General features: G+C 37.2%; 11 protein-coding genes. 6 read left to right on the top strand and 5 right to left on the bottom strand.

What is annotated here, in order from left to right; genetic code table 11:
* Positions 1 to 88 precede the first annotated feature (88 nt).
* The 6 genes from VIL26_05175 (at position 89) to VIL26_05150 (ending at position 6,746) form a co-directional block, all read left to right on the top strand.
* A complete protein-coding gene (locus VIL26_05175; GenBank protein HEY8390324.1) occupies positions 89 to 649 on the top strand; it encodes a YcxB family protein in 561 nt (186 codons plus the stop codon).
* A complete protein-coding gene (locus tag VIL26_05170) occupies positions 649 to 1,143 on the top strand; it encodes a YcxB family protein (GenBank protein ID HEY8390323.1) in 495 nt (164 codons plus the stop codon). Before VIL26_05175 ends, VIL26_05170 begins: the two co-directional genes overlap by 1 nt.
* A 33-nt stretch (positions 1,144 to 1,176) precedes the next feature.
* Positions 1,177 to 3,891: a preprotein translocase subunit SecA gene (gene secA, locus VIL26_05165; GenBank protein HEY8390322.1), complete on the top strand. Its 2,715-nt coding sequence runs from the start codon at positions 1,177 to 1,179 to the stop codon at positions 3,889 to 3,891.
* Between the two features lie 13 nt (positions 3,892 to 3,904).
* A protein-coding gene (prfB, locus tag VIL26_05160; protein ID HEY8390321.1) for a peptide chain release factor 2 occupies positions 3,905 to 5,006 on the top strand; the annotation gives its coding sequence in 2 pieces (ribosomal slippage) (positions 3,905 to 3,979 and positions 3,981 to 5,006; 1,101 coding nt in all).
* 1 nt (position 5,007) lies between these two features.
* Positions 5,008 to 6,024, top strand: coding sequence for a tRNA (adenosine(37)-N6)-threonylcarbamoyltransferase complex transferase subunit TsaD (gene tsaD, locus VIL26_05155; GenBank protein ID HEY8390320.1), 1,017 nt, complete (start codon positions 5,008 to 5,010; stop codon positions 6,022 to 6,024).
* Complete coding sequence (locus tag VIL26_05150; GenBank protein HEY8390319.1) at positions 6,021 to 6,746, top strand: ComF family protein; 726 nt, start codon at positions 6,021 to 6,023, stop codon at positions 6,744 to 6,746. The genes tsaD and VIL26_05150 overlap by 4 nt, the downstream gene beginning before the upstream one ends.
* Here VIL26_05150 and VIL26_05145 read toward each other — a convergent pair.
* From VIL26_05145 to VIL26_05125, 5 genes are all read right to left on the bottom strand, one after another.
* Complete coding sequence (locus VIL26_05145; GenBank protein HEY8390318.1) at positions 6,743 to 7,432, bottom strand: anaerobic ribonucleoside-triphosphate reductase activating protein; 690 nt, start codon at positions 7,430 to 7,432, stop codon at positions 6,743 to 6,745. The two genes, VIL26_05150 and VIL26_05145, sit on opposite strands and share 4 nt — an antisense overlap.
* A 3-nt stretch (positions 7,433 to 7,435) precedes the next feature.
* On the bottom strand, positions 7,436 to 9,568 hold the full coding sequence (locus VIL26_05140) for a ribonucleoside triphosphate reductase (protein HEY8390317.1): 2,133 nt from the start codon (positions 9,566 to 9,568) through the stop codon (positions 7,436 to 7,438).
* A gap of 161 nt (positions 9,569 to 9,729) precedes the next feature.
* A complete protein-coding gene (gene pflA, locus VIL26_05135; protein HEY8390316.1) occupies positions 9,730 to 10,452 on the bottom strand; it encodes a pyruvate formate-lyase-activating protein in 723 nt (240 codons plus the stop codon).
* 84 nt (positions 10,453 to 10,536) lie between these two features.
* The gene (gene pflB / locus VIL26_05130) at positions 10,537 to 12,762 is read right to left on the bottom strand and encodes a formate C-acetyltransferase (GenBank protein HEY8390315.1); all 2,226 of its coding nucleotides are present in this window, start codon (positions 12,760 to 12,762) and stop codon (positions 10,537 to 10,539) included.
* 332 nt (positions 12,763 to 13,094) lie between these two features.
* Positions 13,095 to 13,695 (bottom strand): DUF1295 domain-containing protein (locus VIL26_05125; protein HEY8390314.1); only part of this gene is annotated, 601 nt, incomplete at its 5' end.

The raw sequence follows: 13,695 nt of genomic DNA, 5'->3' as shown, positions 1-13,695 counted from the left end.
ATTGGTCTTTTAATGCCTTGTTTTTTACAACAAGGTATTTGTTGTAAACATAATAATTTTTATGTTATAATCAAGCTTGAGGTTTTTTATGGAAAAGCTAAATGTCAAGTTCACTTTATCCGCTAAGGAAATGTTTTATATCAATATTTATTCAGCAATTAAAACTACTGTTCTAGTGCTTATACTTGGTGCAGTATTGAGTTTGATATCCGGAATGTTGTTTGGACTTGATAAGGTCATAACAATTTTTAGTTTCGCCAATTATTATAAGGGGCTCCTTACTTTGGGCTTGCTAGTGATAGGCGCAGGACTTGCTTATCTTTTGCTAGTTATCATTTATACAGGAATAAAGATTTTGATTTCAGTAAAAAAAGACCGTTATATATTGGATGAAAGAATAATTTCAATTGACGAAGAAAAAGGAATAATCCTATACAGCGACGGCAAAAAAGAAGGCGTCAAGTGGGGACAATACAAAATTTATCTAGAAAATCAAAAGTATCTTGTTTTGAGAGATGATGTCTATAATATATTCATTCTAAAAAAAGAAGTTTTTTCGCCTCAAGATATGGATTGGTTTAAGAAAAATCTAAAAGAACAAAACTTGATTGAATATCGCAAAAAGCTAGAAGCAAAAAGGAATCGCTGATGGAAATTAACTTTACTTTGGATAAAAATGATCTAAAAGAATATTACAAAAGAGCCAACCGCTCCACTGTTATAGCATGGGGACTACTTATATTGGTTTTTGGCACGATGATTGTAGTAGGCGCTGTTATACATAACTACAGCTTATTTAACATGGGACTACTTATTACCATTTTTTCTGCGGTATTTTTGCTTTTGACTTTTATTAAGGTTATAGCGGTATATAAACGCAGCGCGAAAGAACTAAAAAACGATGTAATAACCGTAAGTATTACCGAAGATTGTTTTCAAGTAAAAAAAAGCGGAAAAATCAGATGGGAATATATCTTAGATGTATTTGATTATAAAAATTACTATGTTTTAAAGTTACCTAAAATCGGCGTATTTATATTGCCCAAAAGAGCGCTTGACAATGAAAGCGAAAAAGCGTTCAATGAATATTACAAAAAAGGACTCAAAAACAGAAAAGCTGTTTTGAAAAATAAAACAAAATAAATCATCATATTAAATAAAAAGGCAGGAAAAGATATGGGACTTATAAAAGCTATATTAGGCTCAGACAACAAAAGAGCCTTAAAAAAACTTGAGGTTATAGCATCCAAAATAGAAGCTTTGGCTGATAAATACAAGGCAATGACGGACGAAGAACTAAAAGCCGTCACCCCTGCATTAAAAGACAGGCTGCAAAACAACTATGAAACATTGGATGATATTTTACCTGACGCTTTTGCGGCTATTAGAGAAGCCAGTGAAAGGGTGCTTGCAATGCGTCCATTCCATGTTCAATTACTAGGCGGTATAGTCCTACATCAAGGAAGAATTGCCGAAATGAAAACCGGTGAAGGTAAAACCTTGGTCGCTGTCTTGCCTGCTTATCTCAATGCGCTTTCTGGAAAAGGCGTGCATATAGTAACCGTCAATGATTATTTGGCAAAAACTCAAGCCGAATGGATGGGCAAGGTCTTTAGGTTTATGGGACTAAGCGTGGGCGTGTCAATTTCAGGCATGCAAAACGAGCAAAAGCGTGCTGCTTATCAAGCTGACATAACCTATTGCACCAATAACGAACTTGGCTTTGACTACCTAAGAGATAACATGGTTATTAATGCTCGCGATAAGGTTTTGAGAGATTTGTCTTTTGCTATAGTGGACGAAGTTGACTCAATTTTGATTGATGAAGCAAGAACTCCTCTAATCATAAGCGGACGCGGAGACAAGTCCTCCGAAATGTATATCAATGTCAACAAGTTTGTAAAATATATTCGTCCTGATGATATTGACCTAGATGAAGAAAAGAAAACCGTCCATCTCAACGACTCAGGCGTAGCAAAGGCCGAAAGATATTTTGCTGTGGACAACCTAGGCGACCCTCAAAACGATGAATTATATCATTATATAAACAATGCGTTGCGTGCTCATTTTATTATGAAGCGCGATAACGACTACATCGTAAAAGACGGCGAAGTCATCATAGTAGATGAATTTACAGGTCGTCTTATGATAGGTCGTCGTTACAGCGACGGACTACATCAGGCAATAGAAGCCAAAGAAAATGTAAAAATTCAAAACGAAAACAAAACAATGGCTACTATTACCTTCCAGAACTTTTTCAGATTGTATAAGAAACTGTCAGGTATGACAGGTACTGCCAAAACCGAAGAAGCCGAATTCAACGCAATATACGGACTTGACGTCGTAGTAATTCCGCCCAATAAGCCCATGATAAGAGTGGATGAAAACGATCAGGTTTATACAACTCATGCAGGCAAACTAAAAGCAATAGTAGCAGATATAAAAGAATGTTATCAACGCGGACAGCCTGTGCTTGTAGGTACAGTCACTGTCGAAAAGAGTGAAGAATTATCCAAACTCTTGTCGCGCGAAAGAATTCCACATAACGTATTGAACGCAAAAAACCATGCTTTGGAAGCTGAAATTGTAGCACAGGCAGGACGAAAAGGCGCTGTAACAATCGCAACTAACATGGCTGGTCGTGGTACAGATATTTTGCTAGGCGGCAACCCCGAATTTATGGCAAAACACCGCATGAGAGAGTTAGGCTACAAAGATGAAATCATTGAAGCTGCTACATCTTATGCGCATACTGATGATCCCGAAGTTTTGGCAGCCAAGGCTGAGTACAAGAGACATTACGATGCTTTCCATGCCCAAACTCAAAAAGAAAAAGAAGAAGTTATCGCGGTAGGCGGCTTGCGCATAATCGGTACAGAACGCCATGAATCCCGCCGTATTGATAACCAGTTGCGAGGCAGAGCAGGTCGTCAGGGCGATATTGGTTCATCAATTTTTTATCTTAGCATGGAAGACGATCTCATAAGATTGTTCGGCGGAGATAAAATAAAACGTATAGCCGAAATGTTCAAGCTAGATGAAGATACACCTTTGTCAATGAAGATGTTGACTCGCCGTATTGAAGGTGCTCAAAAGACAGTAGAAGGAAGAAACTTCTCTATCCGCCGTCACGTTTTGGAATACGATGACGTTATGAACACCCAGAGATCAATCATATATTCTCAGCGCAACAAAGTGCTTATGGGTGAAAGCGTACATGATGAGATTTTGGACATGATAGCTCATCAGGCTGAGGTTATCACTCTGGCTTATGCAGACCGATCGCTTGACTGGAAGGAATGGGATATTGAAAACTTCAACAAAGATATAGAAAGATATCTATTGCCTGAAGCAAAAGAGTTTTTGAATGAAGAAAACCTCTCAAATTGGGATGTAGATGATATTATTGAAAATCTCACCAATGAGATGACCGCGTATTATGAAAAGAAAATCCAAGCCGCAAAAGAAATGGGCGTTAACTTTGACGAAGTTGAACGCATAGTGCTTCTAAGAGTAGTTGATGCAAAATGGATGGACCATATTGATGCAATGGATGTTTTAAGACGCGGTATTGGTCTTAGAGCATACGGTCAACATGATCCTGTAATAGCTTACAAGAAAGAGGGCTTTGAGATGTTTGACGATATGATTGAACGCATCAAAGAACAGACCGTTCAATTTTTAATGAGAGTCAAAATAGAACAAGCCCCTGTAAAGAGAGAAGAAAGAAAAATGGAGCTTACCCAATCACGTGGTGATGACGGTACCAACAGAAAAGCCCCTCCCAAAGGTCCTCAACCCGTTGTAAGCGAAAAAGTAGTAGGCAGAAACGAACCTTGTCCTTGCGGCAGCGGCAAAAAATATAAAAACTGCTGCGGAAAAAATTCATAATCTGGAGAAAGAAATGCTAAAACTTGACACAATAAAAACTCAAATGCAGGATTGCCGCAAAACTATAATGGCAATAGGAGACTCTCTTTGACCTGCCTAAGTTAAAAAAAGAAATTGCAGAGTTGGAAGAAAGACAAAACGCTGAAGATTTTTATAAAAACTTATCTGAAGTTAAGGAAGTCAGTCAAAAGCTAAAAGCGCTTAACAATAAAGTAGACACCTATGAACAAATCGTCAAAAGAGCTAATGATATTGACGAACTTATAGAGTTGGCTGAAATGGAAGACGATGAAAAGCTGGCTGACGAAATTATAAAAGATTTTGAACAACTAAATACTGATGTAGAAAAATTAAATCTTCAAACCCTTTTAAGAGGCGAATATGACGCCAATAATGCTATTATCACTTTGCATGCGGGTGCAGGCGGAACAGAAGCTCAAGACTGGGCAGATATGCTGTACCGTATGTACACAAGATATGCAGAAAAAAACGGCTATTCTATAAAAGTTATAGATTATCTTGAAGGCGAAGGCGCAGGAATAAAAAGCGTAACCTTTATAGTAGAAGGGCTCAATGCTTATGGCTATCTAAAAGCTGAAAAAGGCGTACACAGACTGGTTAGAATTTCGCCGTTTGACGCCAATTCAAGACGCCATACTTCTTTTGCATCAGTTGAAGTTACGCCCGAAATTGAACAGGACGCCAATATCGAGATAAAGCCTGAAGAACTTAAAATCGATACTTACCGAAGCGGCGGCGCTGGCGGTCAGTATGTAAATAAGACCGAATCAGCAATCCGTATTACGCATATTCCTACCGGCATAGTAGTTCAGTGTCAAAACGAACGCTCACAGATTCAAAACCGCGAAACAGCAATGAAGATGCTTATTTCCAAGCTTGCTGAAATAAAAGAGCGTGAAAACATGGAAAAAGTACAAAGCCTTAAGGGCGAAATCAAAAAAATAGAATGGGGAAGCCAAATCCGTTCTTATGTGTTCTGCCCTTACACTCTTGTAAAAGACCACAGAACAGGCTATGAAAAAACTGATATACAAGCTGTTATGGACGGCGAAATAGAAGAATTTATAGACGATTATTTGAGAAAATCACAATAAAATGAACGAAGAAAAAGATATTTATATATTGGGAATTGAAACCTCTTGCGATGAAACAAGCGTTGCCATCGTCAAAAACGGACGTGAAGTCGTAAGCAATATTATTTCAAGCCAAATTGATATTCACAAAAAATTTGGCGGTGTAGTACCCGAAATTGCTTCTCGAAATCATACTATGGCTATTATCAATGTTTTGGACGAAGCGCTAAATAACGCAAACCTTACGCTAAACGATATAGATGCAGTTGCAGTGACATACGGCGCAGGGCTTGTGGGCGCATTGCTTGTAGGCGTAAGTGCTGCTAAGGCAATAAGCTATATGCTAAACAAGCCGTTGATTAAGGTCAATCACATCAGGGCGCATATCGCTGCTAATTATCTTGACAATTCCACACTTGTTCCACCTTTTTTGTGCGCAGTAGTAAGCGGCGGTCATACCGAACTTGTCAATATAAAAGATTATATGTCTTATGAGGTTTTGGGTTCTACTCAAGACGATGCAGCAGGAGAAGCTTTTGATAAAGTTGCAAGGCTTTTGGGACTTGAATATCCAGGCGGACCAATGATCGACAAACTTGCAAAACAAGGTCAAAACAATATAGAATTTTTTAAACACGCAAAAACAATAAGTGACGGATATAACTTTAGTTACAGCGGACTCAAAACCGCTGCCGTAAATTATATACACAATCAAAAGGCAAAGGGCTTAGAAATCAATGCTCCTGATGTGTGCGCTTCATTTACGTACTACGCTATAGAACCTATTGTTCAAAAAGCGTTCACAGCTGTGCTTAATCTTGGTTATCTGGATATAGCCTTAGCAGGCGGAGTTGCGGCTAACAGCTACTTAAGAAAAAGATTTGAAGAGATGGGCAAAAAGTACAACATAAATGTCCATATTCCTAGACTTTCTCTTTGTACTGATAATGCAGCAATGGTTGCATCTATGGGTTATTATAACTATATCAATAAAGTCAATTTTGCTGATATGACACTTAACGCGGTGCCTTCGTTGTGAAAATATTTAGATTTTTTCAAAAAATATTTTTTCCTGCTGATTTCAAATGCATTATTTGCGATAAGGATATTTTTTCTGATTCCAAATATTGTTTATGTAACGACTGTAAATTAGAATTTAACGATCAGAACTTCTGCCAAAAATGCGGAACTGTTATCGATAATATGGCTTCTTTTTGCGAGGACTGCAAAAAATATAAACCTCATTATAATATCGCAAGAAGCGTGTTAATCTATGAAGGCAACGCTCAAAAGCTGATAAGAGGTTACAAATACGGCAATAAAAAATATCTATACAAGCCGCTTGGCGAAATGATGTCTGATTATTTTCAAAAGCTTAACCTAAACATTGATTTGATTGTGCCGGCACCCATTTCCCAAAGACGTCTCAAAGAAAGAGGATATAATCAATCTCTCTTGCTTGCAAAAGTCATATCTCAAAATCACAATATTCCGTTAGAAATCAATCTTTTACATAAAATAAAAAATACACCCTATCAGGCAAGATCAACAAGGGAAGAACGCTTTTCTCAAGTAAAGGGTGTTTTTATGGCGTCGGACGACATTGATATTAAGGACAAGCACATTTTGCTGATTGATGATGTAATGACTACGGGCGCAACGGTTGATGAACTGTCCAGGCTAATTTTGAAAAAAGGCGCAAAAGAAGTAAATGTTCTGGTTTTGGCTCAACCGCGCAAAAAAATAAAAGGGCTTTATTAAAGCCCTCTTATAATCAATTCCCCATTAAAAAAATCTTTTAGTTTTTGTGCTGTTTGTCTTATATATTCTGGAGTATGCGGTCTTACTTCTTTTCCCAAAATCTTGCTGTATTCATCTTCATGGCGATATTGCTGCAAGCAGTATTTTTTGCTTGAGCTTATTTCTTTAGCTATTTTTACAATATCCTCGTCTATCAATGTAGGTACAAAAGTCGTTCGAAACTCATAATCAATATTGCTTGCTAGTATTGTATCTATAGATTCTTTTATATCATTTATATTTACATTAACATGGACAATTTCAGGATATTTCTCTAATGGCGCTTTATAGTCCATAGCAATATAATCAACTAGCCCTTGTGAAATAATATCTTTTACAATCTTAGGGCGGCTTCCGTTGGTGTCTAGTTTTACAAGGTATCCCATTTCTTTTATTTTAATTAAAAAGTCAGGCAATTCTGCATTCAATGTAGGCTCACCTCCGCTTACAACCACGCCTTGAATCAGTCCTTTTCGTCTTTTCAAAAATTCTAATACCGTTTCGCTTTCGATATCGCCTTGACCTTTTATATATGAGCGGTTATGACAATACCAGCAATCGAAATTACATCCGCCCAAAAAGACGGCGCATGATATATGCGCCGGATAATCAATTAAAGAATTTTTTACATAACCTGCAATTTTCATTTTTTAGCCTACTGCAATATTTTGGTTATGAATTTGCTTTTTTATCTCATCAGAATTTTTAGGCATTACATATTTTACTCTCTGCAGGTATTCTTCTTTCTTGCCTTTATTGTAATTCTGAACAGGTCTTAGATATCCAACAACTCTTGACCAAACTTCAGAATCAGCACCGCATTGAGGGCATTTGAAATGTTCGCCCGTAATATATCCGTGTTCAGGGCAAACAGAAAAAGTAGGAGTCAAAGAAATATACGGCATTTTAGAATTTGAAAAAATCGTTCTGATCAAATTCTTACATGCTTGAACATCGTCAACCTTTTCGCCCAAATACAAGTGCAAAACAGTTCCGCCTGTATAAAGCGACTGCAATTCATCTTGATTTTGGACAGCCTCAAATATGTCATCTGTAAACCCTACGGGTGGTTGAGTAGAGTTGGTGTAATAAGGCTCATTAATTCCGCTTGCAATAATATCTGGAAATCTTTCTTTATCAAGTTTTGCAAGACGATAGCTTGTTCCTTCGGCAGGAGTAGCTTCTAGGTTATACATATGCCCTGTTTCTTTTTGGAACTCTACCATTATGCTTCTCATATACTTCAAAACTTCTATTGCAAACTCTTTGCCTTCAGGCGTTGTGATATCCTTACCCATAAAGTTAAGAAGCGCTTCGTTCATTCCCACGATTCCTATCGTGTTAAAGTGATTGTACCAATACTGACCTGTACGCGCTTTTATTCCTCTTAAGAAGTGCGTCGAATAAGGATACAAGCCTTTATCAGATTGCTCTTCTATAATCTTGCGCTTTATCTCCAAAGAAGTCTTGGCTATATTGCATTGTCTTCTTAAACGGTCAAAGAATTCTTCTTTACTCTTAGACAGATATCCTATTCTAGGAAGATTGATTGTAACTACGCCGATAGAACCTGTAAATGGATTGGAGCCAAACAGACCGCCGCCGCGTTTTTTTAACTCGCTTACATCCAGTCTTAATCTGCAGCACATTGATACTGCGTCTTCAGGATTAAGATCGCTATTGATATAATTGGCAAAATATGGAATTCCGTATTTGCCTGTTATTTTCATAAAAGCATCGGTTACAGGGCTGTCCCAATCAAAATCATTGGTGATATTAAGAGTAGGAATAGGAAATGTAAAAACTCTGCCCTTGGCATCGCCTTCCAGCATAACCTCACAGAAGGCTTGGTTAAGCATATCCATTTCTTTTTGGAAATCGCCGTAAGTTACATCTTGAGCAACGCCACCTATGATAACAGGCTGATCTTTGAGAGTCTTAGGAACTTTTATATCAAATGTTAAATTAGAAAAAGGACATTGGAATCCAACGCGCGTAGGAACATTGATGTTAAATATAAATTCCTGCAAGCATTGCTTAACCTGATCATAAGTCATATGGTCATATCTTATAAAAGGCGCAACATAGGTATCAAAGCTGCTCCATGCTTGCGCGCCCGCTGTTTCGCCTTGGGTGGTAAAAGTAGCGTTTACAATTTGTCCCAAAAATGAACGCATATGCTTTGCGGGCTTGCTCTCAACTTTACCGCTTACGCCGCCAAAACCATCAGTCAATAATTGTCTTAAATCCCATCCAGCGCAATAAGGTCCAAAGAATCCCAAATCATGCAAATGAATATCGCCGCTTTCATGCGCGTTTCTTACATCTACCGGATATATCTCATACAGCCAATATTTTTTTGTAAATGATTCTCTTATATAGTTGTTAAGTCCGTTTACAGACTTTTGTGTGTTTGCGTTTTCTTGAATAACCCAATCGCTTTCACCAAGATAATTTCCAAACATATCTATGGTGGCGCCGATTAATGCGTTTATTTTTCGTGCGCTGTGTCTTTTTTCTCGATACAATATAAACGCCTTGGCGGTCTTGGCGTGTCCATTTTCGATGAGCACTTTTTCCACCATGTCCTGCACATCTTCGACATGAGGGATTCTGTCTCCAAATTTTTTCTCTAGATTTTTTACAACCTCAAGACTTAATTTTTCGGCGAGTTCTCTATCATCTCCGCCTACTGCAACTGCGGCCTTATAAATAGCATTGGTAATCTTTTGAATATCAAAAGGTTGAACAGTTGAATCTCTTTTTAAAATCTCTTTTATCATAAACTGCCCCTTTTAATGAATAATATTGATAAAATTTTTTAAAAAAAATAATATAAGTCTATATTACCACTATCAATATCTAGTGTCAACCCAAGGTCGAAGATACAATATATAGAAAAAATTATTCAAAAAAAGATTATATAACTGCAGTTTATAAAAAATTATAGTTTTACCCTTAAATGATTAACTTCTTCGTCTAAAGCCGCTTTTAAAGAAGTCATTAGCTCTTTTGACGGAGGCTCGACGCCTTCTAATGAGTATGGTATATTTAGAAATCTCCATTTATTAAGTCCCAATGTATGATAAGCTATAAGCTCATATTTTTGGGAGTGTACGCAGTATTTTGCAAGTTCTTTTATCTGTTCTACGGTATCGTTGATTCCGGGAACGATAACTTGCCTTATCCAAAACGGAATATTATTTTCAATCAAGTAAGAATGCATTTTTTGGGGCGCAGACAAATCGCCGCCAGTCAGCTTTTTGTATTCTATTGGATCAGTGTGTTTTATATCTAACAAAACCAAGTCCGTCTTAGTAAGCAATTTTTTTATTTCATCATTAAGTAACCCCGAGGTATCGATTGCTGTATGGATGTTGTTTTGCTTTAATAACTCAAAAAACTCATACAAAAACTCAGGCTGCAACAAAGGCTCTCCGCCTGAAACAGTAATGCCGCCTGATTTTCCAAAATAAGGTCGAAATTTTATAACAAAATTAAAAAGCTCTTGCGCTGTATAACTTTTTCCGCCTGAACATTCCCATGTATCAGGGTTATGGCAATAACGGCAACGCAAATAACAGCCCTGCATAAATACAACAGTACGTACGCCCGGGCCATCTACTGTTCCTAATGATTCTATTGAATGTACATATCCTTTTTTCATAGCTACTATTATATAACAATAATGCCCCGAAAGGTAAATCTCTCGGGGGCATCTCTAATTGTTTTTATTTGGTAAAATGTTTTTTTACATCGATTCAAAGAAAGTACGCTTGATAACTTCGTCTTGATGCTTTTTCTTCAAAGAGTTAAATCTTACAGCGTATCCGCTTACTCTTATGGTTAAGTTGGGATATTTTTGAGGATTTACCTGAGCATCTTCTAGGCATGCACGGTCAAGCACGTTGATGTTGATATGATGAGCCCCTTGACTAAAGTATCCATCCAAAATATTCACCAAATTAGTCTTGCGTTCTTCGAGTGATTTGCCCAGAGTTCTCGGTGTTATGCTGAATGTATTGGAAATACCGTCTTTACATGCATCATAAGGAATCTTGGCAACTGAGTTAAGTGATGCAAGCGCACCGCAGCATTCTCTGCCATGCATAGGGTTTGCACCAGGTGCAAAGGGTTCACCGTATTTTCTTCCGTCAGGAGTGGAGCCTGTCTTTTTTCCATAAACTACGTTGCTGGTTATAGTAAGAACAGACAGAGTATGAAGCGCGTTGCGATAAGTTTGATGTTTTTGTAAAGCCTTAGAGAAATAAGCTACTATATCTCTTACTATATTATCTGCTCTATCGTCATCGTTTCCATATTTAGGGAAATCGCCTTCAGTTACATAATCTGTAACAATGCCTTGTTCATTTTTAACCGCTGTAACCTTGGCATGTTTGATTGCGCTCAATGAATCTGCAGCTACTGACAATCCTGCTATACCAAAAGCCATAAGTCTTTCTACAGTGGTATCGTGCAAAGCCATTTGAATATTTTCATAGGCATACTTGTCATGCATATAATGAATGACATTCATTGTGTTGACATAAAGCTCTGCCAACCAATCCATATATTTTTCAAATCTTGAATAAACTTCTTCATAGTTCAAAACGCCGTCTAATACTGACATCTCTGGACCAATTTGAACTCCGCTAATCTCATCTTTGCCGCCATTGATAGCCATAAGCAAAACTTTGGCAACATTGCAGCGCGCACCAAAGAACTGCATTTGCTTGCCGATTTTCATTGCGCTTACGCAGCAAGCAATGCCGTAGTCGTCGCCATATAAAGGACGCATTACTTCATCATTTTCATATTGAATTGAACTGGTGACAATGCTTATATGACTGGCGTATTTTTTAAAGTTGACAGGCAAATTCTCAGACCACAAAACAGTCAAGTTAGGTTCAGGAGAAGGCGTCAAATTTTCAAGCGTGTGCAAAAATCTAAATGAGCTTTTTGTAATCATGTGACGACCATCAAGACACATGCCGCCTATGCTTTCTGTTACCCATGTAGGATCACCTGCAAAAAGCTCATTGTATTCAGGCGTACGCAATTGACGCGCCATTCTAAGTTTTAGTACAAACTGATCTATTAATTCTTGGGCATATTCTTCTGTTATTAAGCCGTTTTTTAAGTCTCTTTCAATGTAAATATCCAAGAAAGTTGAAACTCTTCCTAAGCTTTCTGCTGCACCGTTTTGTTCTTTTATAGCTGCTAGATACGCAAAATAAACCCATTGTACAGCTTCATGGGCGTTAGCCGCAGGCTTGGAAAGATCGTATCCATACATTGCGCCCATTTCTTTTAACATATTAAGAGACTCTATCTGACAGAAAACTTCTTCTCTTAGGCGAATGTTCTCTTCATTCATAGGCACTTTTTCTAGTTTTGCCATATCTTCTTGCTTCTTTTCAATCAGATAATCTATGCCATAAAGTGCAACTCGTCTGTAATCGCCTATAATTCTGCCTCTTCCATAAGCATCAGGAAGTCCAGTGATAATACCGCTTTTGCGCGCCTTTCTCATTGTGCTTGTATAAACTCTGAAAACTCCGTCGTTATGGGTTGTGCGGTACTTGAACTGTTCTTCTATTTTATCTGAAAGCTTATAGCCGTAAGCTTCACATGCGCCTCTTGCCATACGCATTCCGCCGAAAGGATTTACTCCGCGTTTCAAGGGCTCGTCAGTTTGAAGTCCTACGATTAGTTCATTTTCTTTATCCATATAGCCGGGTTTATATGTTGTAATACCGCTTACTGTTTCTGTATCAATATCAAGCACTCCGCCGCGTTCTTGTTCTAGCTTCAAAAGCTCATTATATTTATTAAGAAGCGTAAGGGTACGTTGTGTAGGTTTGGACAAAAAGCCTTCATCTCCGTCATAAGGGTGATAATTGGTGACTATAAAATCACGAACATCAACTTCTTTGTCCCATTTGTTGGTCAAAAAGCCATTCCATTCTGTTCTCATATATATATCTTATCCTTTAAATTTATTATCATTATGTATTAGCATAAAAAGTAGTTTTTATGTGCAAGCGTTGTTATTATACAACGGTTTTTTATACCTAGCAAGTAAAACAGTAACAGAATCACACAACTAATCTATATGATTTATTGATATTGACAACATATTATCAAGTTCGTAAATATTTTTGATTAAATTAATATATATTATGTGAAATTGTTAAAAAAAGATAATAAGTTTAAGACTTTTTATTGCAGTAAAATTATAATAACTTTAAATAAAAAAGCTGTCATTACTAGGCAATAATGACAGCTTTTTATCTATTTAAATCTTTTTTATTGCACTTCTACTTGTTCTTCGACAACCTTTTTGCTGGGTAAAATCAGCAGCATAGAAACACGCTTTTTGTATTCTATGTAAGCTGGTCTAGAGGATACCATTTTGTTTTCAATCATTGGAATGCTTATAAATAAAAACAGCAAAGTTATACCTAATGCGCCTATTATGCAATATAACGGCATCTTCAGATTGCTAAAAGCAAATACAAATACTCCCCACCAAAAAGATACTTCGCCCAAATAGTTGGGATGTCTTGAAAAAGCCCATAAACCTTGATCCATAACTTTGGTTTTGTCTTTGTTGGTTTTTCTAAAATTATGCATTTGAATATCAGCAACAAGCTCTAACAAAGTTGCGCCCAACATTATTATAAGACCTAAAACAGTAAAAGCATTTATACTTGAATTAAAAAATATTACATAATAAAAAGGAACTGTTCCCAAATACACTAATAACGTAGGCATAAGATTGATTCCAAATAGATTTATGAAAAAATACCATTTGGGATTTTTTTGTTTAAGCATTACATAGCGCCAGTCTTGTGTCTTTTTGATTCCATAAAAAGTCATTGCCCAATTAAGTGTAAGTCTTATTGCC

The sequence above is a fragment of the Clostridia bacterium genome, from assembly GCA_036562685.1.
In the GTDB taxonomy this organism is placed as follows: Bacteria; Bacillota; Clostridia; order Christensenellales; family DUVY01; genus DUVY01.
Note: the sequence above shows the minus strand (reverse complement) of the source record. Positions and strands in the feature narration are given on the sequence as shown.

Excerpts from the sequence above, each read along its gene's own strand:
- VIL26_05170 (HEY8390323.1), top strand. The coding sequence starts at position 649 with ATGGAAATTAACTTTACTTTGGATAAAAATGATCTAAAAGAATATTAC.
- pflA (HEY8390316.1), bottom strand. The coding sequence starts at position 10,452 with ATGAAAAAAGGATATGTACATTCAATAGAATCATTAGGAACAGTAGAT.
- VIL26_05140 (HEY8390317.1), bottom strand. The coding sequence starts at position 9,568 with ATGATAAAAGAGATTTTAAAAAGAGATTCAACTGTTCAACCTTTTGAT.
- pflB (HEY8390315.1), bottom strand. The coding sequence starts at position 12,762 with ATGAGAACAGAATGGAATGGCTTTTTGACCAACAAATGGGACAAAGAA.
- secA (HEY8390322.1), top strand. The coding sequence starts at position 1,177 with ATGGGACTTATAAAAGCTATATTAGGCTCAGACAACAAAAGAGCCTTA.
- tsaD (HEY8390320.1), top strand. The coding sequence starts at position 5,008 with ATGAACGAAGAAAAAGATATTTATATATTGGGAATTGAAACCTCTTGC.
- VIL26_05145 (HEY8390318.1), bottom strand. The coding sequence starts at position 7,432 with ATGAAAATTGCAGGTTATGTAAAAAATTCTTTAATTGATTATCCGGCG.
- VIL26_05175 (HEY8390324.1), top strand. The coding sequence starts at position 89 with ATGGAAAAGCTAAATGTCAAGTTCACTTTATCCGCTAAGGAAATGTTT.